The sequence below is a fragment of the Verrucomicrobiota bacterium genome, assembly GCA_019247695.1.
Classification (GTDB): domain Bacteria; phylum Verrucomicrobiota; class Verrucomicrobiia; order Chthoniobacterales; family JAFAMB01; genus JAFBAP01.
Genome location: JAFBAP010000117.1, coordinates 13771 through 39781 on the forward strand (window position 1 = coordinate 13771; position 26011 = coordinate 39781).

Consider the following 26011-nt stretch of genomic DNA (forward strand, 5'->3'; position numbering starts at 1 on the left):
GGTCATGAAACTGGCGATCCCGGCTTTACTGGAAGGCTACCGCAACAGGGCGTTCACCCCCGAAGATGTGGTCGGCGAGGTTTACCGGCGCCTTGCGGAGCAGAGCGACGGGGCGATCTGGATTTCCGTCGTACCGCGCGAACAGGCGCTGGAACGGGCCAGGGCGCTGGGGAACGCTTCGCCGGACTTGCCCCTGTACGGGGTCCCGTTTGCGATTAAGGACAACATCGATTTCGTCGACTTGCCGACGACCGCAGCCTGTCCGGATTTCGCTTACCGGCCTGAAGGTTCCGCCCGGTGCGTCAGTGACCTGCTCGCCGCCGGGGCGATCCCGATCGGGAAAACCAATCTTGACCAGTTTGCCGCCGGATTGGTGGGGGCACGCTCGCCGTATGGGATACCGCGTTCGGTGTTTGACTCCTCCCTGATCAGCGGAGGCTCGAGTTCCGGGTCAGCCGTTGCCGTCGCGGCAGATCTCTGCGCATTCGCACTCGGCACCGATACGGCAGGGTCCGGGCGCGTTCCCGCGGCTTTCAACGAATTAACGGGCCTGAAACCGACGCGGGGCCGGGTCTCGACCGCGGGCGTGGTGCCCGCGTGCCGTTCACTGGATTGCGTCTCGATTTTTACCAGGACCGCGGCCGAAGCGGAGGCGGTCTTTGCCGTCATCGATCGATTCGATCCCAACGACCCTTACTCGCGTCAACGTCGCGCGCCCGCGGTCCCGGCTTCCTTTCCCCCGCGCGTGGGCATTCCTGCGCAGCCCGAGTTTTTCGGGAACAAGCCGTACCGGACGGCCTTTGAAGCCGCGGTTGAACGGGTGCGCTTTCTGGGATGGAACATCAGCGAGATCGATTTTACCCCGTTCCGCGAAGTTGCGGAATTGCTCTACGGGGGCCCGTGGGTGGCCGAGCGCGTGGCGGCGATCCGGCGGTTTTTCGAGACCCGACCGGAATCACTTCATCCGGTTACCCGCGCCATTTTACAGAACGAGCAAAAATACAATGCCGTGGACGTATTTGCGGCTTTTGACCGCTTGGCCGCGTTACGGCGGGCGACTCTGCCGGTTTGGGATCGTATCGATGCGATGCTGTTGCCGACGGCGCCGGGCCACTACCGGGTTGAGGATGTGCTGGACGATCCGGTCGGCCTCAACACCCGCCTCGGTTACTATACGAACTTCGTCAACCTGCTCGACCTTTGTGCCCTGGCGGTCCCCGCGGGCCGGACATCGGACGGATTGCCTTTCGGGATCACCTGGGTAGCGCCGGCCTGGCAGGACGAGGCCCTCGGGCGAATCGGCAAGGCGTGGCTCGGCGAACCTGTTCCCGACAGCGGCGCCGGAGGAGGGGTCGAACTGGCGGTCGTCGGGGCGCACCTGCGTGGTCTACCCCTGCACCGCGAACTTCAGGAACTCGATGCCCGTTTTGTGGAGAAGACCCGGACGGCGCCGTTATACCGTCTCTATGCGCTGCCGGGCACCACGCCGCCCAAACCGGGTTTGGTACGTGCCGAGGCCGGAACTGCGGTCGAGGTCGAAGTCTACCGGCTTTCCCACGACGCCTTCGGCCGGTTTGTAGGCCGGGTCCCGGCGCCGCTTGCGATCGGCACCGTTTTTCTGGCCGCGGGCCGGGGGGTCAAAGGTTTTCTTTGCGAGTCGGTCGCGGTTTCCAATGCGACGGACATTTCCCACTACGGTGGGTGGCGCAACTATGTTGAGGGATCGTGACCGCGGCGTCCCGACGCCGGCCGTCGTCCCCGGCCGATGGACCGGTGATCCTTGTTGCATCAGCCATCACCCCTCGGCTATGGTCAGTTCTGCCGGTTGCGGCTCCTCTTTGCATTTGAAGGAATCCAACCCTGATCTGTGAACGTAAACCGGCCGCAGGCCCGCTTCCTCCCATGATAACCAATACCACTGCTCCCCGAAAACCCTGGTACCGGATCCTTTACGTCCAGGTGTTGGTAGCTGTCGCCCTTGGCATCGTGATCGGGTATTTGTTTCCCGGATTAGGCAAGAATCTCAAGCCGCTCGGCGACGGGTTTGTCAAACTGGTGAAGATGATCATTGCGCCGATCATCTTCTGCACGGTCGTGCACGGAATTGCTTCGATGAGCGACCTGAAACGGCTGGGACGGGTAGGATTCCGGGCGCTGCTCTACTTTGAAGTTGTCTCGACGTTTGCACTCATCCTCGGGTTGATCATCGTGAACCTCCTGCAACCCGGGGCCGGATTTAACATCGACGTCAAGACGCTGGATCCGAAGGTGAGCCAGACCTACGCGCAGCAGGCCCATTCTTTAAACCCCACGGATTTTCTCCTGAACGTCATTCCTAACTCTTTTTTCGAGGGCCTGGTTCACGGCGACATCCTGCAGGTGCTTTTTATCGCGATTCTGTCGGGGTTCGCGATCTCGTTCATGGGCGCGAAGGGCCAGCCGATTCTTCATGTCATCGAGCAGGCTTCCGAAATCTTTTTCAGGATCATGGGAATGATCGTGAAGGTGGCGCCGCTCGGCGCGTTCGGTGCGATGGCGTTCACGGTTGGGAGCTACGGCCTGGCTGCGCTGGACAAGCTGGTGATGTTGATGCTCTGCTTCTACCTGACTTCGATTATCTTTGTGATAGTCGTATTGGGACCGATCACCTGGTTAAACGGGTTTTCGATTTTTTCGTACCTGAATTATATCAAGGAGGAACTGCTGCTGGTGCTCGGGACGAGTTCCTCGGAAGCCGCCCTGCCGGGTATGCTGGCCAAAATGCGCAGAGCCGGTTGCGCGGAGTCGACGGTTGGGCTGGTCATCCCCGCCGGGTACAGCTTCAATCTCGACGGCACGAACATATACATGACGATGGCGGCGATGTTCCTTGCCCAGGCGACGAACACGCACCTTGACCTGGGCCAGCAGATCAGTTTGCTGGTCGTTGCGATGCTCTCCTCGAAAGGGGCCACCGGGGTAACCGGCGCGGGTTTTATCACCCTGGCCGCTACCCTGGCGATCGTTCCGTCGGTTCCGATCCAGTCGCTTGCGCTGATCGTCGGGATTGACCGGTTCATGAGCGAATGCCGCGCGTTGACCAACCTGGTCGGGAACGGAGTCGCGACCCTGGTGATCAGCCGGTGGGAAAAGGAGATTTCGGCCGAGGAACTCAGGGCCAACCTGCGGCATCCGACGACGCTGGTGAGCTTGGCGGCGGAAGAGCAGCCGGTGGAAGAAGCAGCCCCGACAAACGTCCGGAGCCATTAGGACTGGAACGAGGTGCTGTAGACTTTTACTCGGCACAAAGGGACTCGCAGAGCGAGGCTGCGCGTTTGAGCGGGACGCTTCCCGCTTGCCTTCAACACCGGCCGGGCCCTGGACGCACCCCTTGCCGCAGCGACGCACTCGGCCGTGGCGCCCGCAGGCCCATTCTCGTCCGTCCCGTCACGGGCGACGAAAAGACGGTTGTGATTCACCGCATTTTCCCCTAATCTTACCTATATGGCGGCTGAACGTCCCCTTTGCCTCGTGATGATGCCTTTCGGTATCAAAAAGGACGCAGCGACTTCGGCCGAAATCAATTTCGACTTTATCTACCATCAGGCAATCCGACCGGCAATCAACGCTGCGGACATGGAGCCGGTCCGGGCCGATGAAGAACGCGTAGGATGGCTTATTCACAGGCAGACGTTTGAGCGGTTGCTGCTCTGTGACTATGCAATTGCTGATCTGACGACCGGTAATCCGAACGTCTACTACGAATTAGGTGTACGGCATGCAACCCGTCCGAGGACAACATTGGCAGTCTTCGCCGAGTATCAGAATCCGCCTTTTGATGTCAACCTACTGCGAGCCCTGTCTTACCGGCTCGGTGAAGGCAACCGTTTCGGTCCGCGCGAGGCGGCCGAACTAACGAGCAATCTTATCCGACGTCTTAGGGAATTGCGAGAACTCGCCGGCAACGGCCCGGTCGACAGCCCATTGTTTCAGTTGATGACGGGCTATAAGGGACCGGATACGGCTTTTCTTAACACACACGTCTCTCGCGAGCGGGAAGTCCATTCGGCGAGGCTGAAAGGTGACCTCGCCAGAGCGCGTGAACTCGGCGATGCGCATGCTGTTGAGCGGATCGAGTCGGCACTTGGTGAGTTTTATGCCGTCGATCCTGGTCTGGTAGTTGATCTGTTTTTGACCTGGCGAGCACTCTCAGAGTGGGACCGTATGATTTCGCTTTATGAGCGGTTGCCTCCGGCCCTGAAACGCTCCATGACGATCCGTGTACAATTCGGGTTTGCGCTCAACCGGGCAAACCGGACGAATGAAGCGCTTAAAGTTCTCGAGATGGTTGTGCAGGAGCAGGGCCCCAGCTCCGAGACACTTGGGCTGATCGGACGTATTTACAAAGACCGGTGGCTTGAAGCGAGCAGTCAGGCGCAGATCAGGACGGCGTTGATATACCTGGACAAGGCAATCGCATCTTACATCTCGGGATTTGAAGTTGATCCAAGGGACGCATATCCCGGTATAAATGCGGTAACTCTCCTGGATATCAAGGGTGATGAGGAATCGCTCCAAAAGAAACGGGACCTGCTTCCGGTTGTCAAATTCGCGGTGGAACGGCGGCTCAAGCATACCAGGCTCATCTACTGGGATTATGCTACCTTGCTGGAGCTCGCGGTCTTACAAGAGAATGAGGACGATGCGTTCCAATATCTGTCAGACGCGTTGGCCGGTGTGCGCGAGCCTTGGGAGGCTGAAACCACGGCCAATAACCTGCGCCTCATCTTCGAATCGAGAGAAGAACGGAATGCTTCCCAGCCATGGCTTGGTATTATCATCCGCCAGCTTGAGGAAAGGAGTAAGACCGCTGCGATGGCGTGACTTCGTGCTATGCCTACGATCGCTCAAGTGATTCTGCAGATGGAGCAATACTTCAGGTCGAAACAGACGACGCAAACCCAGCTGGCGGAACTACGGCCGGAAAATTTCTTCGATTCGACAGCCTACGATAGCCAAAAGCGTGCCTTGGAAGACAGGCTCCGGAGTGACCAAAGGAACCTGGAACAGACGCTCGAGCAGTTTGACCGTTTTCCGCCGCGTCATCACATGCGTCACCAGGCAAAGTTGTCGGACTTACATCAAGCCGGCAACTACGAGGCTTCGGTGTTCATCATGACTAAGTTTCCCGATAAAGGGAGTCCGGAGGCGGATCGGCTCACGCAGATTATCGAGACGGTGAAGAAGGCTATCAAAGCGAGCGGTTATGTGCCAAGAATCGCGCAAGGCCCTAAATACTACCGCTGGCTGTGGGACAATGTGGAATTGTATCTGCTCGGGTGCGCACGTGGGGTCGCAATTGTCGAGGCCAGATATTTGCCCGAGCTTAATCCGAATGTCGCGCTTGAGTGGGGCTGGATGGTTGGGATGGGCCGCGAAGTCCTTTTTTTGCGGGAGTCGAGCTTTAAACACGACCGCGCGGACTGGGCGGGCCTGCTGAGCAGCTCATTCGACTGGGACGACTACGAGCCGGCTATTTCCACCGCGATCGCGGAATTCCTGCCCGGCCAGAGATGAGCACCCGCGACGCCTTCTCGAAAGGATATGGGGCGAGCCGCCGGTCCTTTTCGAAGCCGGGTCAATGGTGGGACAAGCCAGGACCGCTTGCCAAAAAGAATTTCCGAACAGGCCGGTGGCGCTTTCGGGAAATCCGGGGCCGCGCAAGGACCAACCGCCCCGCCGAGTCAACGATCGGTGCAACCGGTTTGTAAACCGGTACAACATGTCAAACAAGTGTCCTGACAACGGCGGGCCATCCGTCATATGCTGAAACAGCAAATGGCATGAGCAGCGTACGAGTACTGGTTGGAACAAGAAAAGGAGCATTTATCCTGACCGCCGACGGCACGCGCGACCGGTGGGAAATCAGCGGACCGCACTTCGCGGGGTGGGAGATATATCACGTGAAAGGCTCGCCCGCCGAGCCGGCGCGGCTCTACGCGTCGCAGACCAGCGGCTGGTTCGGCCAGGTTATCCAGCGCTCGGAGGACGGCGGCAAAACCTGGGAGGCTGCCGGCAGTGATTTCAGGTATGACGGGACTCCCGGCACTCACAAGTGGTACGACGGCACGCAACATCCGTGGGAGTTCAAGCGGGTCTGGCACCTCGAGCCTTCGCGGACGGATCCGGATACCGTGTACGCCGGCGCGGAGGACGCGGCGCTGTTCAAGACGACCGACGGCGGCCGCAGCTGGGAGGAGCTCCCGGCCTTACGCACCGCCAAAGGTCACCTCTGGCAGCCGGGGGCAGGGGGCATGTGCCTGCACACGATCATTCTGGATCGCGAACGCGCCGGGCGGATCTTTGTTGCCATTTCCGCAGCAGGCGCCTTCCGCAGCGATGATGACGCAAAGACCTGGAAGCCGGTGAATTGCGGGCTCAAGTCCCCCTGGGAATTGCCGGATCCGGATGCCGAAGTCGGGCACTGCGTCCACCGCATCGCGATGCATCCCTCTCGCCCTGACGTTTTGTTCATGCAAAAGCACTGGGACGTGTTGCGTACGGACAACGCCGGCGAAAGTTGGCACGAGGTCAGCGGCAATCTGCCGTCGGACTTCGGGTTTCCCATCGACGTCCACACGCACGAGCCCGAGACGATCTATGTCGTTCCGATCAAGAGCGATTCAGAGCATTTTCCGCCCGAGGGGAAACTGCGAGTGTACCGCAGCCGGACGGGCGGAAACGATTGGGAAGCGCTGACGAGAGGTCTGCCGCAGAGGGACTGTTACGTAAACGTCCTGCGCGACGCGATGGCCGTTGACTCCCTGGAGCCGTGCGGCGTGTATTTCGGAACGACGGGCGGGCAGGTTTATGTATCGCCTGACAGCGGCGACACATGGGCCCCCATCGTGCACGATCTGCCGGCGGTTCTGTCTGTCGAGGTGCAGACCTTATCATGATCAGGGTGGTGCTTCCGTATCACCTGCGCACGTTGGTGCGGTTGGAAGGCGAGGTGCAGCTTGAGGTTGAAGGGGTGACAACGTTGCACTCGGTGCTCGACGCCCTCGAAACGCGGTACCCGGTGCTGCGCGGGACGATCCGTGACCGGGTCACGTTGCGTCGCAGGCCGTTTGTTCGATTCTATGCCTGTAAACAGGACTTATCCCACGAACCGCCGGATAGAAAGCTGCCGGAGCAAGTGGTGAGCAGTGCCGAGCCGCTGCTCATCATCGGAGCGATGGCGGGAGGTTGAGAGGCGTAATCATTCGCGGGAGATGCACGCGCCGGTGGCGCTGGATTTGCCGAAGCGGTGGCAGAACCCGGGAGCGACGCCCTCTGCCGCCCTTTCAGGGTTCGTCATGATTTTACGGTTTCCCAGGGTAAACCCTGGGCTATGTTCCCGCGCTCCTTCGGGGCTGAAAGCGGCCCGGAGGTTCGGCCGCTTTCGCCCGTCACGATGAAAAACGCTCACCGGCCTCAAGCATTAAAGTCCCCGGATAATACCATTCCGGCGGCCGTGGAGGTAAAAATTTTGTCCCGGCCCGTTGGGCCTAAGACAAAATTTTACCTCGATGGCCATCTAAACGGCATAACGCCAACGAATGCACAGGGCGAAGCTTCCGGATGCTCAGGCGTTATTTGCAGCGCTATCCTTGGCGGCCTGGGGAGAGGTTCGTTTGCGTCTGCGCCGTTCGACCACGAACAAGGTGATATAATACGTCATGATTGAGATCGGGATCGCCAGGATGAATGATCCGACCAGTAACGGGCGGCCCACGGTCAGGAACGTGGACCAGTGCAGCCAGACCGACGGCCTGGCGTGCACCAGGTGCAGGCGCGGCGGCAGTTGGTGAGGATTGCTGAGGAGCCAGTAGCCGACTTCGTATTCCCAGCGCAGCAACAGCGGGACAACCGGCAGGATAACGTCGTGGAGCGTCACCCCGACCGCCGCAGCGATCAGGTTGCTTCCCAGTAGGCGCGCCAAAGCGAGCGCCAGGAGGGTCTTCAAGCCCCACAACGGGCTGAGTCCGAAAAACATACCCACCCCCATGCCCATCGCGATCGCGTGGGGCGTATCCTTCAAGCTCAGCAGCCGTCTGGCCTGTTCGCGGAGGCCTGTAATCGGATTTGTTTTCATAGCGCTCGCCAAAATTCGTTTCGAACCAAAGGCGGTTTCGGCCGTGCACCGATGGGAACGCAACCGCTCCCCCCCTGGAAAAGGTCAAACTTGATGCTGTAAACGAGAGACTGAGCAATTTAGGCTCGAAGCGGAACCCGGTTTGCAGCGCACCCCTTTTTGCATCGTTTGTTGCCGGGCAAATGCTTAAATGAACGGAATGCGGCAAATTGACTATGATCAGGTTATCCCCTTCGGTGTTGCAACAGATTCTGGTTCTTAATCCGGTCAAGGATAATCAGCGGATCATGTTTCTCAGTTGCCGGTGTGACTTCCCGTTTGACACCACCCGGGCTCTCGAACTTGCCCTGTTTCGCACCTTTGTGGTGCCGAGCATCGGAGGGTTACTCGACCGGACCGGTGAGTTCGGAAGGCGCACCCAGAAGCGGTATGATGACACGGATCTGATCCTCAGCGAGATCATCGAGCACGGCTATGAAAGCGAGCGTGGCACGCGCGCGATTGCCCGGATGAATGAGCTTCATGGGCATTTCAGGATATCGAACGCTGATTTTCTCTACGTTCTCTCGACGTTTGTTTTTGAACCGATCCGATGGAACGCGCAATTCGGCTGGCGCCGGTTGTGCCGGCAGGAACGCCTGGCGATGTTTTATTTCTGGCGCGAGGTCGGCCGGCGCATGCACATCCGGGATTTGCCTGCCGACTACGCTCAGTTCGACGCGCTCAATCGGGCGTACGAGGCCGAGCATTTCCGCTCAAATGCGGCGAGCCGCCGCGTGGCCGATGCGACGCTGCGGATGTTCACCACTTGGGCGCCGCAACCCCTGCAATGGGCGGTGCCGCCGATGATACGAGCGATCATGGACCGGCCTTTACTGGACGCACTTGGGTTCAACCCCGCACCCGGGTGGGTGCGAGGTTTGGTCGAATCCGGTCTGCGGGTCCGGGGCCGGCTTGCGCATACGGTCGGCAGGGGCCGCCCGAGTTTGCGGACGGAAATGCGTCACCGGACCTATCCCAAAAGTTACGTCATCGAAGACCTTGGGCCTTCCGCTCCCGAGACGCAAGGCCGGCCAGCGGGACCGGCCGGCCCCTGAATGGACCCGGCGGAACCGTGGACGGGTTGGCGGCCGGGCCCCTCTTGTTGGCCCCACGCAGTGTGAACGCGGTTGCCGGGGTGAGCGGGTCGAGAACCAGGATTTCAGCGCACGCTTCGAACCAAGCGGCCGCGACGGCTTTCATGGCGCAGCCACGGTGCCGTCTATTTGCCGTCTATTTCCAGGCATTCTTCCCCATAGCCGGATGCAGCCGATCGGGGAGGGGCCGTGGCGCTCGCATCGGATGCGGACGACCGTTCTGAGGATGCGACCTCGCCAAAGCCGCAACGAGCATCGTGCCGCCGATTGGCCGGCCCGCCTCCGGTCGCTCAACCAGTGGGGTGAGCCTCGCCGTCTCGACCGGCGGCCGGTTTAGAAAACCAGCGGTCCAGACCACGACCGCACAGGGCCAGACGGCGCCTCGAAAAAGCAGGGGTAAGATTCGCATGGGGACGGAACGGTTGCGACTCGGCAGAACTTCGGGATTTGATAGAACTACTTTCGCTAACGAACGCCCATGCGGAGGGGTTGCGCACAGGGGTTGGAGGGCGGAAGCGCGAAAACCAAGCGGAGACTAGCGAGATGCACCGGGCAACGCAACGAAAAAATAACGCGTAACAAGTAGCCGGCAAAGAAGGGAACGGCCCGGCTTGGCGCGTGTCAGCTAATCGGGCCAATGGTTCGGCGGTATAAGCGGGACTGGGCCGACTGACTTTCTGACCACGAGTTCTACCGGCAGCCGGATGGCCTCGTTGCGATTTTGCAGCAGGAGCAGGGCTGCAGTCCGGCCCTTACCACGCGCCGGCTGCCGTACGGTGGTCAGCGGCGGATCGGCCATCGCCGCGCCCGGGATATCGTCGAAACCCGTAATTGAAATGTCGCCGGGAATCTTGAAGCCGCACGCTCTGGCCGCCCCCATGACTCCGAGCGCGATGCGGTCGCTCATGCACAGGATTGCGGTAGGCTGCTTTTTTTCGTTTTCAAACAGATCCTGGGCCAGCAGATACGCCTGCTCTGCGTCGTTACGAAAGACCTCAAAGCAGCGAACGCGCTCAACGGCGACGCTGTGCTGGTCGAAAGCTTCGCGGAAGCCTCGTGCCCGTTCCCGCGTGACGGTGCAGGCGGCTTTTTCAAGTTGTGCAAAGGTAACCGGGCGGGACTGCATCCCTGCATCAATCTCCATCCCGAACACGGCGCAGCGTCGATGGCCGTGAGCCAGAACCAGGTCCGCGATTTCACGGGCACCCGGACGGTCTTCGATGCTGACGCTGGGCAAGCCGGAACGCCGTTTACCGTCCACCGTCACGATGGGCAGCGGCTTGCGAAGAACGCGCTCGAGGAAGGGGCCGGCGTCAGGGGCTGCGTAAAGGATGATGCCGTCGAGGGCGACGCTGTCCAGGGCGGAGGAGTGACCGGCATCGGCGAATCCCGGGAGGATGGTGAGGGCAACCTGGCGTTCCTGACAAACCTCGGCGATGCCTTTCATGAACTCGGCGGCATTCGGATCGGCGAAAAGATGGCTGATCGGGTCCGGGCAGCAGAGCCCGAGGGCGTGGGCTTTACCGGTCCGGAGCATGCGGCCGGAAGGGGCCGGCGCATCATAGCCGAGTTCGTTGGCGGTGCGCAGGATCCGGGAGCGCAACCCCGGCGACAGTTGGTCGGGCCGGTTAAAGGCATTTGAGACGGTCATGGCGGAGACGCCGAGGCGCGCGGCGAGCGCCTTGAGGGTCAACTTGGCCGGGGTCGCAGGGGGGATGGGACGCGTCACACAATTGCGTTTGACGATAGCCGGGTGTCATGGGAAGTAAAACGGACTTTAACGTTAAAGATAGATTATGCATGCCCCGTTTGTCCCTCCGGCTCCTTCAGCCGCGGTTGCCCGGGCCCGCCGGGCAATCGCCGCCGTCTTTTTCATCAACGGCGCCGTTATGGGTTCATGGGCGCCGCTGATCCCTTTGGTGCAGCTGAAACTGCACCTCGGCCCGGCCCAGCTCGGCCTCTGCCTTCTGGGCATGGCAGTCGGCGGGATTGCGGCCATGCCCTTGGCGGGCGGCCTGGTCAACCGGTTCGGAAGTGCTCCGGTAGTGCGGTGCTCCACGTTGGGTCTCTGCGGGGCGATTTTGCTGCCGATGGCCATGCCGGATGCCCGCCTGTTATTCCTTGCGCTGTTAGTCGTTGGAGGGGTGAACGGGGTGATGGATGTCGCGATGAATGCACACGGGATCGCCGTCGAGCAGGCTTTGGGACGACCGGTGATGTCGTCCTATCACGCCATGTACAGCCTGGGCGGGTTTACGGGTGCGCTCGGCGGCGCAGCCCTGTTGCGCGCAACGGGGCATCCGCTGGCGGAAGCGGCCACAGTGGGACTGAGCTTCGGCGCGTTCGGTCTGGTGGTTTTGAGGTTCCTCCTGGCCAGTACGGTCGATCAAGGCGCACCCGGTCACGCCGCGTTCGTTTTCCCGAAGGGGCTGGCGGTGATCCTGGGCCTGTTATGCTTTTTGGTGATGATGGCCGAAGGGTCCATGCTCGACTGGACTGCGGTCTACCTGCACCGGGTCCTCGGTGCCGACGCGAGCCTGGCCGCGCTCGGTTTTTCCGCCTTTTCGGTGGCGATGGCCACCGGCCGGTTTGCAGGCGACTGGCTCCGGCAAAGGTTCGGCGCCGCCGCATTGGTAAGTTCGAGCGCGGTTCTGGCTGCGGGCGGCTTGCTCCTGGCCGTGGCCGTTTCCGCGATTCCCGTGGCCGTTTTAGGGTTTGGTTTCTGCGGTTTAGGGCTTTCCAACGCCGTTCCGGTGCTTTTTTCGGCCGGCGGTAATTTGCCCGGGCAAAGTGCCGGTTCAGGTGTGGCGGCCGTGGCAACCCTCGGGTACGCGGGCTTCCTGGTCGGCCCGCCCCTGATCGGTTTTTCGGCCCAACTGGTTTCGCTCAGGTTCGGCCTCGGGCTGGTGGCGCTCGGGTGCACGGTGGTCGCCGTCTTCGCACGCCGCGTCGTGGGAAGAGGCGGGTAACGGGTCACACGGCGGGCACGGCGATTTGGCGGGCACAACGTAAGAGTTCACACGGCGAACACGGCGAGCCACGGCGAACACGGCGGGAAGAGGGGGTTACTTGGCACCCGACCCTGAATTCGGCACTTGGCAAGGAGTACGCCGTCTTTGCCCCGGAGCGGCGGCGAGAGTACTTGGCACTAAAGTTCCCGGCTACCGCCAACCGCCGCTCCGGGACAAAGACGGCGTAGATTCCCGGCGTGCCTAACCCGCAGCCCTCATTGGTGGCATTCTTCTCCCCGCCGTGTTCGCCGTGTGAACTCCTACGTTGTGCCCGCCAAACCCGCCGTGTGCGTGTTGGCCTTCGGGGGAGATCGGACCCGGTTCTACGACGCCCCCGAGCTCCGAACTCTCCCGGTTATTTCTTTATGAACGGCGCGAACAAGTCGATCGGCACGGGCACGAACGTGGTCGTGTTATGTTCACTCGAGATTTCCCTGATCGTTTGCAGGAAGCGCAGTTGCAGCGCGATCGGTTCGGCAGCGATCATCCCAGCGGCCTGGACCAGCTTTTCCGCCGCCTGATATTCGCCTTCCGCATTAATTATTTTCGCGCGCCGCTCGCGCTCGGTCTCGGCCTGGCGGGCCATGGCCCGTTTCATGCCGTCGGGCAGGGCCACATCTCTGACCTCGACCGCCGTCACCTTGACGCCCCACGGGTCGGTCTGCCGGTCGATGATGGATTGCAGGGTCAGGTTGATCTTGTCGCGCTGTGACAAGACTTCGTCGAGTTCGGCCTGTCCGAGCACGCTGCGCAACGCCGTTTGCGAGAGCAACGAGGTGGCTCGAAGGTAATTTTCAACCCGCACCACTGCAGATTCCGGGTTGGTGACGTGGAAGTAAACGACGGCATCGACCGTCACCGGGACGTTGTCGCGGGTCATGATTTCCTGGCGCGGCACGTCGATGGTGACGATCCGCAGGTCCATACGGACCATGCGATCGACAATCGGGATAAGCACGATCAGTCCGGGGCCTTTCGCCCCGATCAGCTTTCCGAGGCGAAAGATGACCCCGCGTTCATACTCACGCAGGACGCGGAGGGTTTGCGGCAGCAGGAACAGCAACAAAATGATGAGCGGGATAAACCAAACCAAGGCATCTGCGGCTCTCTCCAACATGGTAGTTTCTTTCCGGGACAAGGTACGCTGCGGAACTCGTCCGGTCCAGGTTCGGCCTTCGGGGGCGCTTACCTCGGCGCATAAAGATCCCCCATGGCACCCGGTTGGCGCCTGACGGAAGGGTTGGGTATCCTCTCAACAATAGGGTTGAACCGGACCACGGTTATGGCTCAGACTCCCGCTCGAGCTCGAACGAGCGGTGATCTGCATGCACGATGATGTTTGCGTTAGCGCACCGCCTGCGTGGTGGTGGCGTTTTGAACCTGTTTGGACCGCACTGACGCTTTTTGCCGTCCTGGTCTGTCCCTTGGAGGCTGCCGGTGAGCTCCAGTTGGACCGGGCTGAACAGGCATGGCTGAAGATGCACCCGGTCTGGCGCGCCGCCGGGGGGCCTTCACCGCCGTTCCAATGGACTGATGAACGAGGGAAATTCCAGGGGATGGCGGCTGACTACAAGCGGCTGATCGAAAGCCACCTCCGCGTTGACGTCAAACCGGTGGCGGCGGCTTCCTGGAGCGACAGCCTCGAGCAGTTGCGACGCCGGGAATGCGACTTGTCCTTCCTTACCGCAGACACGCCGGAGCGCGAAGCCTTTCTCCTTTTCACCGATGAATTGCTTGAGCTTCCGCTGGTTATTCTGACCCGTTCGGACGAACAGCACATTGCCGCCCTTCGGGACCTCGCGGGCAAACCGGTCGCGATCACTCGCAACTGGCCGATCCACGAGTACCTGAAGCGGGATCACCCTGAGATCCCGCTGGTGCCGCGGGATGACGTCGGGAGCGCGATCAGCGCGGTTGCCTTGGGAAACGCCGAGGCGTTCATCGGTGACCTGGCGTCGGCGACGAATGCACTCGAGACGCTCGGCGTTGGCAACCTTAAGGTTGCCGGCGAGACGCCGTATGTGGCGCCGTTCCGGATCGCGGTGCGAAAGGATTGGCCGGAAGCCATACCCATTCTGAACAAGGCAATCCACGCGATCACACCTGCGGAACAAGCGGGCATTCGGCGGCGCTGGATCAGTATCCGGCAGGAAGGCATTTCGCTGCAGCGGGTTTTGACCGTCGCGGTGCCGGCCTTGATCGGCGCGGTCATCGTGACGTTGCTTGTTGCCAACCGGCACCTGGCGCGTGAAGTCCAACGCCGCAGAAGAACCGAGGCCGCATTGAAAGCGAGCGAAGAGCGCTGGAGCTTCGCGCTTGAAGGCAGCGGAGACGGCGTCTGGGACTGGAATGTAAAAACGAACCAGGTCTTCTTCTCCAGGCAGTGGAAGGCGTTACTGGGCTTTGAGGAGCACGAGTTGGCCAACCGGTTCGAGGAATGGGTGTCGCGCGTTCATCCCGATGACCTCGAACGGGTAACTTCAGAGGTGAGCCGTTACCTCTCCGGCGTGGCGGAGACGGGCTACGAGACCGAGCACCGGATGAGGGCGAAGGATGGTTCCTGTCGCTGGATCCTGGCCCGGGGCCGTCTTGTCTCGCGGGCTGAAGACGGAACTCCTCTGCGCATGGTCGGCACGCATCGGGACATCACTTCCCGGCGCCAGGCTGACGAGGAGCTCCGGCAGCACCGCGAGCACCTCGAGGAGACGGTGGCGGCGCGCACGGCGCAGCTTATCGAGCAGCATGAGACCCTGGCCTCGGTGCTCGACGCCACACCGGAAAGCGTCCTGTTGTTGGATGCGACCGGGCGGGTGCTCACCTGCAACGAGGTTGCCGCAGCGCGCTTCAGGAAGAAGGTGTCCGAAGTTATCGGGGCGCACTATTCGGCATTGCTTCCTCCCGAGACGCTGCCCCGTTACGAGCAGTTGATCCGCCGCGCTCTGGAGACGGGCACCATGGTCAGTGACGAGGACGGTCGCGCGCGGTCGGGCCGCCATTTCCGGACGTGTTGCAATCCCATCCTGAACGCCAGGAACGAAGTTACCGGCCTTGCCGTGTTGGCGGTGGACATCACCGAGCTGAAACGCGCGGAACAGCGTATCCAGGAAGCGGAGTCGAGGCTTCGAGACATTACGGACAGCATTCCGGGCGCCCTTTACCAATGCGTCATGGGTCAGGATGGCGCCCTTTCATTTACGTTTTCAAGCGAGGGCGTCAAGGACCTGATCGGTGTGGAGGCTGAGGACGCGGTGCGCGACGCCAGCACCGTTTTCGAAACGTTCCATCCGGAGGACGCCGCGCTCATTGACGAGAAAGCGCGCCTCTCGGCCGAAACGCTGGCCCGCTACACCCAGGACCTCCGGGTGTGCCACCCCGACGGCAGAATGACCTGGGTGCGGGCTGAAGCCGTTCCGCGGCGCGTGCCGGATGGAACCACGCTCTGGAACGGGCACGTGACGGATATCACGCACCGGAAGCATCTGGAGGACGAACTCGCGAAGGCTAAAGCCGCCGCAGAAGCGGCAAACCGGGCGAAGAGCATTTTTCTGGCGCAAATGTCGCACGAGATCCGGACGCCGATGAATGCCATCCTTGGCTTTTCGCAACTCATGATGCGCGATGCCGCGCTTTCGCCGGCGCAACGGCGCCACCTGGAGACGATCAACCGGAGCGGCGAGCATCTCCTAACGGTCATCAACGATATCCTCGAGATGTCCAAGATCGAAGCCGGCCGGATCACGCTGCAACCCGGCACCTTCGATCTTTACGCGATGCTCGACGACCTCGAGCGCATGTTCCGGGTCCGCGCCGAGGCCCGGCAGATCCGGTTCGGCGTGGAGCGAACCGGCCGCGTGCCGCAGTTCGTGTACGCGGACGAAGGCAAGCTCCGGCAGATCTTTATCAACCTGATCGGCAACGCCGTAAAGTTCACCAAACGCGGCCGGGTGATCGCCCGGTTGGGAGCCGTTGACGGGCCGGGGAAATCGTTGCGGCTGTACGGTGAGGTTGAAGACACCGGCCCCGGTATCTCGACGGAAGAGTTGCCGAAACTTTTCAGGCAGTTCGAGCAGACGGCGGCCGGGGCGCAGTCGGGCGAAGGGACAGGTCTTGGCCTCGCGATCAGCCGGGAATTTGTGCGATTGATGGGCGGTGACATCCAGGTCGCGAGCGAACCCGGGCAGGGAACCACATTCCGGTTCGAGCTCATCGTCGAGCAGGGTAACCCGGCGACGCTCGGGCTCAAAGCGCACGACGACGGGCGCGGGTTGCGCCTGCGGCCCGGACAACGGCCTTTATGGATTCTGATCGCCGACGACAAAGTTGAGAACCGAACACTTTTCCAGGAGGTGCTGCAATCTGCCGGTTTCGAGACCATCACCGCGGGAGACGGTGCGCAGGCAGTCGAGGAATTTTCAAGGTGGCTGCCGCAGGTCGTCCTGATGGATTTACGGATGCCGGTGCTTGATGGCCGTGAAGCGATTCGCCGGATTCGTGCACTGCCGAGTGGGGCCGCAACATCGATCATTGCAGTGACGGCGAGCGCTTTTGAAGATGACCGTCGTGAGACGATCGAAGCAGGGGCAAACGATTTTCTCAGCAAACCATTTCGCAACCGGGATCTCTTGGAGAAGATCGGGCGGTTAGCCGGTGCGGAATACGTCTTTGAAAAGCTTTCCCCGGATGATTCGGATGATTCTCCGGATGATCAAGGATACGGCGCGGAGGGGGCCGTTGCGTCGACCGAGGCCGCGGGCGCGTTCTCGAGCGGTCTGCGGGAACGGCTGCACCAGGCAGCGATCCGCGCCGACTTCGATGAACTCCTGGGCTTGCTGGATGAAGCGGCAACCCAGGCTCCGGGCATCGCCGGCCGGCTGCGCGAACGCCTTGAAAGGTTTGATTACCCCAGCATGCTCGCGCTCTTGCAACCGGGAGAAGTCGAGGCATGAACCTGACGCCCGCGTCGTTCCCGGCGGATATTCTCATCGTGGACGATACGCCGGCAAACCTCCGGCTGATCACGGAGATGTTGCGCGAACGCGGTTTCAAGACGCGGCCGGTTTTGAGCGGGAAGCTGGCGCTCCAAGCGGCGAGGAGCTCTCCGCCGGACCTCGTTTTGCTCGATATCAACATGCCGGAACTCGACGGCTACGAGGTTTGTCAGCAGTTAAAGACCGACCCGCGGATGCGCGAGGTGCCGGTCGTATTTCTCAGCGCGCGCGATGAAACGATTGACAAAGTCCGCGCCTTCCGAGCAGGCGCCGTTGATTACATCAGCAAGCCGTTTCACATCGAAGAAGTTGAAGCCCGGGTGAACGTGCACCTCAAGCTAAAGGCGCTTCGCCAGGAGAGCGAAGAGCGGTCCCGCCAGGTCGAGGCAGCCCTCAGGGCCCTGCAGGCAGCCCAGGCTAAGCTGCGTGCGGAACTGTCGCGGGCGGCTGAATACGTTTTGTCGCTACTGCCTGCGCGCCTGGAGAAGGGACAGGTTCGAACGGACTGGCGGATGATCCCGTCAACCCAACTCGGGGGAGATGCCCTCGGCTATCATTGGCTGGATCAGGAAAACTTTGTGTTTTATCTGCTCGACGTCAGCGGCCATGGCGTGGGCCCGGCGCTGCACTCGGTCTCCATCCTGAACACGCTGCGGAACCGTAACCTGTCTGGGATCGATTTCAGCGACCCGGGAGAGGTGTTGACCGCGCTGAACGAGGTATACTCAATGCGCCGGTACGCCTCATTCTACTTCACCATCGGCTACGGGGTCCTGCACCTGCCGGATGGCGCATTGCGCTATGCGGGCGGAGGACACCCGGCGACGATTGTCCGCATGCCCACCGGCGCACGTGTGAAATTAGACTCCGGAGGTCCGCCGATCGGATGTTTTGAGGGTACCCGTTATGCCAGCACCGTGCTCGCGGGGGTCGCGCCCGCCGAGTTGTGCGTCTTCTCCGACGGCGTTTACGACGTGCGGCGACCGGGGGGAAGCCGCTGGTCGTTCAACGGGTTTGTCGAATACCTGGCCAGCGGCGCGGCCGGCGATCCTCCGGACCTTGACGCGGTGCACCGGCACGTGATCGGCGTTTCCGGTGGCGGCCCCCTGGCCGATGATTTCTCGATCCTCAGGGTTTCTGTCGGCTGATGCATGCGGTCGCGGCGTTATGATCTGCCGGCGGTCTTCTCCCGCCACCCCGCAGGCTGCGGCCCATCTGGTGGAGCGTTGGGCCTTCTATTTTGCCCGGGAATGCGTCGAGGCCGTCAACGGGCTGTGGCGGGCGTCGACGGCAAACGCTGAGACGCCGACGTGAGGCCCTCGGCCGCTGCGGTCCGACTGGCTCCGTGTCCTCACCGCACTACACCCCATACGGTTCCGGGTCAGTCTACGCTGGCCCGGATTGACCCCGGGCTGGCCCGGGTTAGCGAATGGCCGGCCCGGGCCGAGGCCTCCGCGCTTTCCCGAGGAGAAAACCCGGGGTGCGTTACGAAAACAACGCCCCGATATCAATCGACACGTCCGGGTAGGCCTAGGGGCTTAAAGCGCCCGGCGGCTCGAAGGCCTCCGGGGCATAGTCCGGCGCTAGGTGGCGCAGCACGCGGCGCCCCTGCACGTCCACGACCCAGTACTCGGGCACGCCGGCGGCCTGGTAAGCCCGCCGTTTATCGCCGGTGTCGTAATCGAGGGTCGAATCGGAGACCTCGACGACCAGTCGGGCCGTGCGGGCGGCCGGGTTGCCGCCGCCTTGGCGCCGGGTTTCCAGCAGACACAAGTCGGGCCAAAACTCCGTCGTTTCGCTCAGGCGCAGCCCCCCAGACGAAACGCAAAGGCCGGGGCGACGTTGCATGCGGAATTGGTCGTCCAGTTCGTCCAAGACGCTGGAATGCGGGTTACCGGGCGGGGACATGACGTAGATCTGGCCGTCGAGCAGTTCGTGGCGGCGGTCCGGGGAGAGGAACGCTTCCAAGGCGTGGAACTCCCGGACCGTGAGTTTGTGGACTTCAACCGTTTCGGGCAAGCTCATGGCTATCCTTCGACGATAAACGGCACGCGCTCATTGGCCAAGCGTTCGGCACGTTGCTTCGCTTCGTCCAAGCTGAAACCGTCCATCTCCCAAACCCCCAGGGGCCAATCCACCGGGCAGGTATGCCACACGTGCAGCAGGTATCCCCTGCCGGGTTCAAGCGCTGCGCTAATCTCGAAAACGTACTGAGCGCACTCGGCCGCGTGCAGTTCCGCGGGCTCGGGCACGGCTTTGGTCCAGGTTAGTCGGGGTTCGGTGGTCGACATTTTGCTTTATTAATTCGAAATTTTTTTAGATTGAAAAATTATCAAATGGCTAAGTTGTTTATCCCTTCCCCGTGTCCCGTCCAGTTCCTCATCGAACGCGGCGCGGATCTCCTCGTCGGTCCACTGGCGGGAAGCCCACAGCCGGAAGGCCACGCGCACCGTTTCGTTGAAAGTCGGGCTCCGGAACCCTTTGCGGCCGCTACAGGCGGCCACGGCGGCGCCCACCAGCACGGCGCGCTGGGTGAGCCGGGCGTCGCCCAAGGCGGTGTGGCCCCATTGCTGGTAGGCCCAGCTGTTGAGTTCCGGCAGGACGAAGCAGGGCGTCTGGCTCATAGGGGCAAAAAGGAGTTCTCAACCCCAAAATGTGGGTGACGTCAAGCCCTGAAGGGCGGGGTTGCTTCCCCCTTTGATGATGTGCCGGCCGGCCGGTGTGAGGGACGATCGCCCGATTTCGGATGCACGTAGAACGAGTCTACGCCTGCAATCGCATTGCATCTTTTATCCCGGCAAAACACCGGGCCGCGACGCATATGCGGAATGGCCGGTACGCCGCTTTTTATCGCACGACAAACGCTGGAGCTTGCAAGAGTCGTTTGAAGGTGGGGTAAGCTTTGCTAGGATGGTGAGTCTTGCGCCCGTGTCCGCTTCCGGATTGGCATGGGCGGGGTGGCCGGTCGAATAAGGCCGAGGGCCTGACTTCTACCTCTATAGATACCACTGATGCCTTATTACCTGTGTGATAATTTCGGAAAGTGCGACCTTGCGGACGGCGGCGAACCGATCGAGCTGCCCCCGGGGGCCGAGCCGATCTGCCCGGCACCGACGTGCCACGAACCGTTAAGCCCGGCCGGCAATTCCACGGCCGATCCGGTTTTTCTCACTTCGTTCGGGGCGCCGGATCCGCAGGGAGGTCGCCTGCTCTTTCCCGTCGCGCTTATCATTTTGTTAACCATCGGGCTCGTGGCCGGGGTTGCTTACCTGTTGACCAACCCGGCTGGTCCCGAAAACCTGGTTTTGGAAGTTCCGCCCCAGGTGATGGCATCGGTTGGGGAGAGCGTTCAGATCCCCATTGCGGTCAAGCCGTCAGCAGCCGGCGATGTAACGCTTACGGCGGAAGGTAAGTTGCCGCCTGGAATGCTGCTGAATGCTTCGGACAGGCGCCTCGACGGCACGGTTCAGAGCCCCGGTTCGTTTCCGGTGGTGTTGCATGCGGAGTCGTCGCGCTTCGGACCCGCGTCGGCCTCGACGACGATAGTGGTCAACCAGAAACGAGGGGTTCCGGCCAGTCTGATGCTGTGGGCGGAACCTCGCGTCCTGGGTCGCGTCGGGGAACCTTTGGAAGTGCCTATCGGCATCGGACCGGCCGGGATGGAGGGTGCGACCCTCAGCGTACAGGGGAACCTCCCGGCAGGGGTGCACCTCGATGGCGCAGGCAGGCGGCTGTACGGAACGCCGGAGCGGGCTGATTCTTCAGACGTGGTCCTTACGGCCAGCGCGCCGGGTTACGCGGCTGCGCTGGCGCCAATGAACCTCACCATTCTGGAAGCGAAACGCAATCCGGTGCGAGCGGAGGTCACGCCGAGCCCGCCGGCGGAGGTAGCGCCGACTCCCGGCTCGGCCGCGCAGGCGCCGGACGTGCAGAGCGCGCATGGCCCGGCGGTGCGGACAGAGGTTGTGCCGAACCCGGTAAAGCCTTCTCCGGCGCCGGCCGCCGCTGTCGAAGGCGCGCCTGAGGATCTGTTGGCCGAACCAGCGTTCAAAGACGAGGCTGACCCCGCAGTTCGAAACGTCCTGCGCCACTGCGACCGGGTGAACCTGAGTTTCCATTTCAACCGCCGGGAATTTGGTTCCCTTGACCGGAGCAGCATTCAGAATCTGGATCGGCTGGTTGCCTTGCTCCGCAAACCCGGCATGTCCAAGCGGCATCTGGTCGTGGTCGGCTGCACCGACGGCACCGGCACGCAGCTGGAAAACAACTTTTTTGCGCGGTCACGCGCCGAGTCCTTTGCCGCCTACCTGCAAGAGGCAGGGATCAAAAATCCCGTCGACCAACTGATGGGAAGCAGTGGCGACTACCTGGTTCTCAGAAAAGATTCGTCCGCCCGTGACCCGCAAAGTAATCGCCGGGTGGACGTTTACCTTAAGAGGTGACCAGACGATGGCGGACGAGGATCTGCCTGGGGGCCGCATTGGAGGAGCAACTTTTCCCGGAATGTAGAACTATGGCCGGATCCGCAATCCGTGCGGGAACAGCCAGGCGTATAGAAAGCGCCGACGCTTGACATCCTCCCCGGCCTGAAGGCCGAGGATTCCTAAAACCATGTTAGCTTGCGCTAAAGATTTCAGGCTGGTTCCTCCTTCGACGGGACTTGCCCAACCGGATCGAAACCCGTTTGGGTCTTACGGTCCCTCCAGAGGCCGCAACCGCCTGCCCGGCGGCCAGGATGTTTTTCGCTGCATTCTCATCCCGGTCGTGCTCAGTCGAGCATTCGGGACACCTCCAGCGCCGCACATCCAACGGCAACGTTTCCACAATGTGCCCGCAGCAACTACACCGCTTCGAGGAGGGAAAGAACCGGTCGATCTTGACCAGCCTCCTGCCGTACCGCTCGGCTTTGTAGCTGAATTGGCGGGTGAGCTCAAACCAACCGCAGTCGCCAATGGCTTGGGCGAGGGAACGGTTGGCCATCATATTGCGCACCGACAAGTCTTCCAGGTGGATCGCCTGGTTTTCGCGAACCACCTGGGTCGTTGCTTTGTGCGCAAAATCTCGGCGGCAATCGCCGATCTTGGCGTGAAGACGGGCCACTTTAAGCTCGGCCTGGCGCCAGTTAGACGAGCCTTTAGCTTTTCGGCTCAATCGCCGCTGGAGCCTGCGCAACCCCGCGGCGTACTTCGCCGTGTAGCGCGGGTTGCCAAACCGGGTGCCGTCCGAAAGGGTCATCGTGCGGTTGATGCCCAAGTCCACGCCCACGCTGGCCGTGGCCGCCGGCAGTTGCTTAACGGGTTCCTCCAGCCGCAGCGACACGAAGTAACGGCCCGCCGGGTCTTTGCTCAGCGTTACCGTGGTCGGCTCAGAAGTGAACGCGCGGCTTCATTTAATTTTGAGCCGGCCCAACCGGGCAATGGTCAGGTTGCGATTTCCCGCCTCCCATTTGAAGCCCGATCGGGTATACTCCGCCGATTGCTTCTGGCCTTTGCGCTTGAAGGTCGGGTAAGCCGCCCGCTGCTCAAAGAAGTTGGCAAAGGCGCCCTGCAAGTGGCGCAGCGCCTGTTGGAGCGGCACGCTGGACACTTCGTTAAGCCACTGGGTTTGCTTGGCCTGCTTCAACTGGGTCAATGCCGCGCTGGTGGCGTTGTAATTGATCCGCTTGCCCTGGTGCCATGCGTCGGTTCGAAGCCGCAGCGCCCAATTGTAAACGTAGCGAACGCAACCAAAGGTCCGGGCCAGGAGGTGTTGCTGTTCGGGCGTGGGGTAGAAGCGGGAACGGTAGCCCACCTGCATTCCTGACAAAGGAACATGTCAATGCGTAAAGTCAACCCAACCCTTAACCCTCGACCCCGCCCTGAAGGGCGAGGTTCCTTCCCCCTTTGATGAAATCCAAGCCTCGCATTAATCTGCCGATTTCCAAACCGACGAAATCCGGAGACATCGAGCCGAACTGGCGACGATGGCTGGTTTATCTCGGAAGCATGCTTTTGGTGCTCTGGTTGTGGCAGGACGTGATCATCAGTTCAGCCGTTAAGACAATTCCGTACAGCGAGTTCAAGGATCACGTGGCTCGTCACGAGGTAACCCAGGCTTTCGTCGGGCCCGGCGATATCTATGGAGTGGTCGTCCCGAGACCGGCCGGCCCGGGTGCCGGCGCGAATGCGCAGCCGGGCGTTTCGCCGGCAAATCCGGGCGCGGAAACGAGCCCGCCGGGCAAGAAAGCGGACCAGTTCGGTTTTCACACGGTGAGGGTCGAAGACCCGAACCTGGTCCATGACCTCCAGTCGAACGGCGTCCAATACACGGCTGTAAAACCGGGTGTTTTGTCCCAGTTTTTGACTTCCTGGGTCCTTCCGATCCTGGTGATGTTCGGTCTATGGTGGTTTCTCAGCCGCCGCTTGGGCTCGGCCAGCCAGGGAATCCTTGGAATCGGAAAGAGCCGCGCACGTCTGATCGCCGATAAGCAGACGGGCGTGACGTTTGATGACGTGGCGGGTTGCCAGGAGGCGAAACAAGAGCTCAAGGAGGTGGTCGACTTTTTACAGAATCCGCCACGCTTTCAGAAGCTTGGTGCGCGGATTCCGAAAGGGGTACTGCTGGTCGGGCCGCCGGGTACAGGCAAGACGCTGCTGGCGAGGGCCGTTGCCGGAGAAGCCGGGGTCGCCTTCTTCAGCATCAGCGGGAGTGATTTCGTCGAGATGTTCGTCGGGGTTGGGGCCGCTCGTGTGCGGGACCTGTTTTTACAGGCCAAGCAGCATTCGCCGTGCATCATCTTCATTGACGAACTGGACGCCATCGGCCGCCAGCGGGGAGTTCATCTCGGTGCCGTTAACGACGAACGAGAGCAAACGCTGAACGCGTTGCTGGTCGAAATGGACGGTTTCGAGGCTAACGCCGGAGTGATCATCCTGGCAGCTACGAATCGGCCGGAGGTGTTGGACCGGGCGTTGCTGCGGCCCGGACGGTTTGACCGGCAGGTATTGGTCGATGCGCCGGACCTGGACGGCCGGGAAGCGATCCTGAAGGTGCACGCACGAAACAAGCCGCTCGCCGGGGACGTAAATCTGCGGGCTATCGCCCATGCCACAGCCGGATTTTCCGGTGCTGATCTGGCAAACGTCCTCAATGAAGCGGCCCTGCTGGCGGCTCGCCGGGGCGTGACGGAAGTTCACCAGCAGGATCTCCAAGAGGCGATCGAAAAGGTCGTGGCCGGGCCGGAACGCAAGAGCCGCCGCCTGAGCGAAGACGAAAAGCGGCGCGTCGCCTACCACGAGGTTGGGCATGCCCTGGTGGCCGCGTACAGCCCGCGGGCGGACCGGGTTCACAAAATCAGCGTTGTCCCCCGCGGCCGTGCTGCGCTCGGCTACACCCTGCAACTGCCGGCGCAAGACCAGTTTCTGTTCACGCGTTCAGAGCTCCAGGATCGCCTCCGCGGCCTCCTCGGCGGCCGCGCAGCCGAGGAAATTGTTTTCGACGAGCCAAGCACGGGTGCTCAGAACGACCTTGAGCGCGCGACCGCTCTGGCACGCCAGATGGTTGCGCTGTACGGGATGAGCGAAAAGATCGGGCTGGCCACGACGGCGCAACGGCCGCCGATGTACACCTCGGATAAGGGGTTTGAATTGCAGCGCGATTGCAGCGACGAAACTGCCCGTCTAATCGACGAAGAGGTAAAGGGCATCCTGGCCCGAGCCTACGCGGAAGCCAGCGAAATCCTCTCGTTGCACCGGGATCAGCTTGAAGTGGTCACCGGCGAGTTGCTCAAGCGCGAATCGGTGGACGGCGAAACTTTCTACCGCCTCATCGGACAGCCCGTACCTGCGGAAAAGCCAGCGGACTTCCCGCCGGTCGTGGTCGGGACTGGCGAGTAGGGGAAGAAATGCCACAAATGCCATAAGCGGAAAAATGCCGCAAATGCAGTGGCGCGTGGCGGCGTGGTGAGCAGCGCCTAACGAGTAATACCACTCAGACAGTATCTGGGTAGAATGCCGGCGCAGGGGGTGTCGGCGCCAGAGGATGCTCTGTACCGGGTTGAATCGGACTTATACCATTCAGACAATTATCTCGGTCACATTTCGACCGGATTTCAGCCCCGAAGGGGTGCTGGAACATAGCCCAGGGTTTACCCGACTGCCATTTAGTTAAGGGCCGTCGGGTGGGGGGCTTTCGTCCCGCAGGGATGGCTGAGGTTAGCCAGGGACTTCAGTGTCTGTGCGTGCGGGCGTTCCCCAGGGGTTGAGGTGCCCTGCCAGCTTTACACCTATCAGACCGTATAAACGGTCTAGGTCCAACGGGCCGGCAGAACCTAGCCCAGGGTTTCACCCTGGGAACGCACCCCTCCCCGATCGAGCCCTGAAGGGGCGGCAGAACCCGCGAGCGACGCCTTCTGCCGCCCCTTCAGCAAATCCAACCCGGCGGGGCGGGTGTTTGTTAGGGAGGGCGTAAAGGCGTGACGCCTTAGGAGGGCTGGATCGTGATTTGACGATCTCCCAGGGTAAACCCTGGGCTAGGTTCTGCCGGCCCGTTGGGCCTAAGACCAATTGAACCAAGTGCGGAGCATCACCCGGCGGCGACACCCCCTTGAGCCGGCATTCTACCGAGATAGCTGCCTGCATGGTATAGGATCAGCTGTCCCTCCGGGACGAAAGCAGCAATACCCGGCCTGCCGTCCTTAACTATATGGCAGTGGGGTTTACCCTGGAGCTTTATCCACCCTTTTAAGGGCAGCACGGGGAGAGCCGTGACCGTCTTACGGCC

General features: G+C 61.6%; 18 protein-coding genes and 1 pseudogene. 12 read left to right on the forward strand and 7 right to left on the reverse strand.

Annotated elements, in window-relative coordinates:
* The first annotated feature begins 4 nt into the window (after nucleotides 1–4).
* From atzF to JO015_14080, 6 genes are all read left to right on the forward strand, one after another.
* Nucleotides 5–1729 (forward strand): allophanate hydrolase, encoded by a 1725-nt coding sequence (gene atzF, locus JO015_14055; protein ID MBW0000221.1) that lies wholly within the window; start codon nucleotides 5–7, stop codon nucleotides 1727–1729.
* 173 nt (nucleotides 1730–1902) lie between these two features.
* Complete coding sequence (locus JO015_14060; GenBank protein ID MBW0000222.1) at nucleotides 1903–3249, forward strand: dicarboxylate/amino acid:cation symporter; 1347 nt, start codon at nucleotides 1903–1905, stop codon at nucleotides 3247–3249.
* Nucleotides 3250–3483: 234 nt separating this feature from the next.
* Nucleotides 3484–4863, forward strand: coding sequence for a DUF4071 domain-containing protein (locus tag JO015_14065; GenBank protein MBW0000223.1), 1380 nt, complete (start codon nucleotides 3484–3486; stop codon nucleotides 4861–4863).
* A gap of 9 nt (nucleotides 4864–4872) precedes the next feature.
* Nucleotides 4873–5556 carry a hypothetical protein gene (locus JO015_14070; GenBank protein MBW0000224.1) on the forward strand — a complete coding sequence of 228 codons (684 nt, stop codon included), beginning with the start codon at nucleotides 4873–4875 and terminating at the stop codon, nucleotides 5554–5556.
* 266 nt (nucleotides 5557–5822) lie between these two features.
* Nucleotides 5823–6938, forward strand: coding sequence for an exo-alpha-sialidase (locus JO015_14075; GenBank protein MBW0000225.1), 1116 nt, complete (start codon nucleotides 5823–5825; stop codon nucleotides 6936–6938).
* The gene (locus tag JO015_14080) at nucleotides 6935–7231 is read left to right on the forward strand and encodes a MoaD/ThiS family protein (protein MBW0000226.1); all 297 of its coding nucleotides are present in this window, start codon (nucleotides 6935–6937) and stop codon (nucleotides 7229–7231) included. Before JO015_14075 ends, JO015_14080 begins: the two co-directional genes overlap by 4 nt.
* Nucleotides 7232–7606: 375 nt before the next feature.
* Here JO015_14080 and JO015_14085 read toward each other — a convergent pair whose 3' ends face one another.
* Nucleotides 7607–8116 (reverse strand): DUF2062 domain-containing protein, encoded by a 510-nt coding sequence (locus JO015_14085; GenBank protein ID MBW0000227.1) that lies wholly within the window; start codon nucleotides 8114–8116, stop codon nucleotides 7607–7609.
* 215 nt (nucleotides 8117–8331) lie between these two features.
* On the opposite strand from JO015_14085, the gene JO015_14090 reads away from it, so the two are divergent.
* Nucleotides 8332–9213: a DUF2236 domain-containing protein gene (locus JO015_14090; protein MBW0000228.1), complete on the forward strand. Its 882-nt coding sequence runs from the start codon at nucleotides 8332–8334 to the stop codon at nucleotides 9211–9213.
* Nucleotides 9214–9877: 664 nt separating this feature from the next.
* Here the strand turns inward: JO015_14090 and JO015_14095 are convergent.
* Nucleotides 9878–10981 (reverse strand): LacI family DNA-binding transcriptional regulator, encoded by a 1104-nt coding sequence (locus tag JO015_14095; GenBank protein MBW0000229.1) that lies wholly within the window; start codon nucleotides 10979–10981, stop codon nucleotides 9878–9880.
* Between the two features lie 67 nt (nucleotides 10982–11048).
* Here JO015_14095 and JO015_14100 point away from each other — a divergent pair, with 67 nt between their 5' ends.
* Nucleotides 11049–12221, forward strand: coding sequence for an MFS transporter (locus JO015_14100; protein MBW0000230.1), 1173 nt, complete (start codon nucleotides 11049–11051; stop codon nucleotides 12219–12221).
* 397 nt (nucleotides 12222–12618) lie between these two features.
* On the opposite strand, the gene JO015_14105 is transcribed toward JO015_14100, so the two are convergent.
* Nucleotides 12619–13380 carry a slipin family protein gene (locus JO015_14105; protein MBW0000231.1) on the reverse strand — a complete coding sequence of 254 codons (762 nt, stop codon included), beginning with the start codon at nucleotides 13378–13380 and terminating at the stop codon, nucleotides 12619–12621.
* Nucleotides 13381–13588: 208 nt separating this feature from the next.
* On the opposite strand from JO015_14105, the gene JO015_14110 reads away from it, so the two are divergent.
* Nucleotides 13589–17209 carry a PAS domain-containing protein gene (locus JO015_14110; protein ID MBW0000232.1) on the forward strand — a complete coding sequence of 1207 codons (3621 nt, stop codon included), beginning with the start codon at nucleotides 13589–13591 and terminating at the stop codon, nucleotides 17207–17209.
* A complete protein-coding gene (locus tag JO015_14115) occupies nucleotides 17206–18399 on the forward strand; it encodes a response regulator (GenBank protein MBW0000233.1) in 1194 nt (397 codons plus the stop codon). Before JO015_14110 ends, JO015_14115 begins: the two co-directional genes overlap by 4 nt.
* A 382-nt stretch (nucleotides 18400–18781) precedes the next feature.
* Here the strand turns inward: JO015_14115 and JO015_14120 are convergent, their stop codons facing one another.
* From JO015_14120 to JO015_14130, 3 genes are read right to left on the reverse strand one after another with little or no spacing between them, the layout of a single operon-like run.
* A complete protein-coding gene (locus tag JO015_14120) occupies nucleotides 18782–19276 on the reverse strand; it encodes a Uma2 family endonuclease (protein MBW0000234.1) in 495 nt (164 codons plus the stop codon).
* Between the two features lie 2 nt (nucleotides 19277–19278).
* Entirely contained in the window at nucleotides 19279–19542 is a 264-nt protein-coding gene (locus tag JO015_14125; GenBank protein ID MBW0000235.1) for a hypothetical protein, read from the reverse strand.
* Between the two features lie 9 nt (nucleotides 19543–19551).
* The gene (locus tag JO015_14130; GenBank protein ID MBW0000236.1) at nucleotides 19552–19875 is read right to left on the reverse strand and encodes a hypothetical protein; all 324 of its coding nucleotides are present in this window, start codon (nucleotides 19873–19875) and stop codon (nucleotides 19552–19554) included.
* 387 nt (nucleotides 19876–20262) lie between these two features.
* Here JO015_14130 and JO015_14135 point away from each other — a divergent pair, with 387 nt between their 5' ends.
* The gene (locus JO015_14135; GenBank protein MBW0000237.1) at nucleotides 20263–21693 is read left to right on the forward strand and encodes a hypothetical protein; all 1431 of its coding nucleotides are present in this window, start codon (nucleotides 20263–20265) and stop codon (nucleotides 21691–21693) included.
* Nucleotides 21694–21865: 172 nt separating this feature from the next.
* Here the strand turns inward: JO015_14135 and JO015_14140 are convergent.
* Nucleotides 21866–23047, reverse strand: a pseudogene (locus JO015_14140) (transposase).
* 89 nt (nucleotides 23048–23136) lie between these two features.
* Here JO015_14140 and ftsH point away from each other — a divergent pair.
* Nucleotides 23137–25125 carry an ATP-dependent zinc metalloprotease FtsH gene (gene ftsH, locus JO015_14145; protein MBW0000238.1) on the forward strand — a complete coding sequence of 663 codons (1989 nt, stop codon included), beginning with the start codon at nucleotides 23137–23139 and terminating at the stop codon, nucleotides 25123–25125.
* Nucleotides 25126–26011: the final 886 nt, after the last annotated feature.

Coding starts and splice junctions, on each gene's coding strand:
- atzF (MBW0000221.1), top strand. CDS start 5: ATGAAACTGGCGATCCCGGCTTTACTGGAAGGCTACCGCAACAGGGCG.
- JO015_14060 (MBW0000222.1), top strand. CDS start 1,903: ATGATAACCAATACCACTGCTCCCCGAAAACCCTGGTACCGGATCCTT.
- JO015_14065 (MBW0000223.1), top strand. CDS start 3,484: ATGGCGGCTGAACGTCCCCTTTGCCTCGTGATGATGCCTTTCGGTATC.
- JO015_14070 (MBW0000224.1), top strand. CDS start 4,873: ATGCCTACGATCGCTCAAGTGATTCTGCAGATGGAGCAATACTTCAGG.
- JO015_14075 (MBW0000225.1), top strand. CDS start 5,823: ATGAGCAGCGTACGAGTACTGGTTGGAACAAGAAAAGGAGCATTTATC.
- JO015_14080 (MBW0000226.1), top strand. CDS start 6,935: ATGATCAGGGTGGTGCTTCCGTATCACCTGCGCACGTTGGTGCGGTTG.
- JO015_14085 (MBW0000227.1), bottom strand. CDS start 8,116: ATGAAAACAAATCCGATTACAGGCCTCCGCGAACAGGCCAGACGGCTG.
- JO015_14090 (MBW0000228.1), top strand. CDS start 8,332: ATGATCAGGTTATCCCCTTCGGTGTTGCAACAGATTCTGGTTCTTAAT.
- JO015_14100 (MBW0000230.1), top strand. CDS start 11,049: ATGCATGCCCCGTTTGTCCCTCCGGCTCCTTCAGCCGCGGTTGCCCGG.
- JO015_14105 (MBW0000231.1), bottom strand. CDS start 13,380: ATGTTGGAGAGAGCCGCAGATGCCTTGGTTTGGTTTATCCCGCTCATC.
- JO015_14110 (MBW0000232.1), top strand. CDS start 13,589: ATGCACGATGATGTTTGCGTTAGCGCACCGCCTGCGTGGTGGTGGCGT.
- JO015_14115 (MBW0000233.1), top strand. CDS start 17,206: ATGAACCTGACGCCCGCGTCGTTCCCGGCGGATATTCTCATCGTGGAC.
- JO015_14120 (MBW0000234.1), bottom strand. CDS start 19,276: ATGAGCTTGCCCGAAACGGTTGAAGTCCACAAACTCACGGTCCGGGAG.
- JO015_14125 (MBW0000235.1), bottom strand. CDS start 19,542: ATGTCGACCACCGAACCCCGACTAACCTGGACCAAAGCCGTGCCCGAG.
- JO015_14130 (MBW0000236.1), bottom strand. CDS start 19,875: ATGAGCCAGACGCCCTGCTTCGTCCTGCCGGAACTCAACAGCTGGGCC.
- JO015_14135 (MBW0000237.1), top strand. CDS start 20,263: ATGCCTTATTACCTGTGTGATAATTTCGGAAAGTGCGACCTTGCGGAC.
- ftsH (MBW0000238.1), top strand. CDS start 23,137: ATGAAATCCAAGCCTCGCATTAATCTGCCGATTTCCAAACCGACGAAA.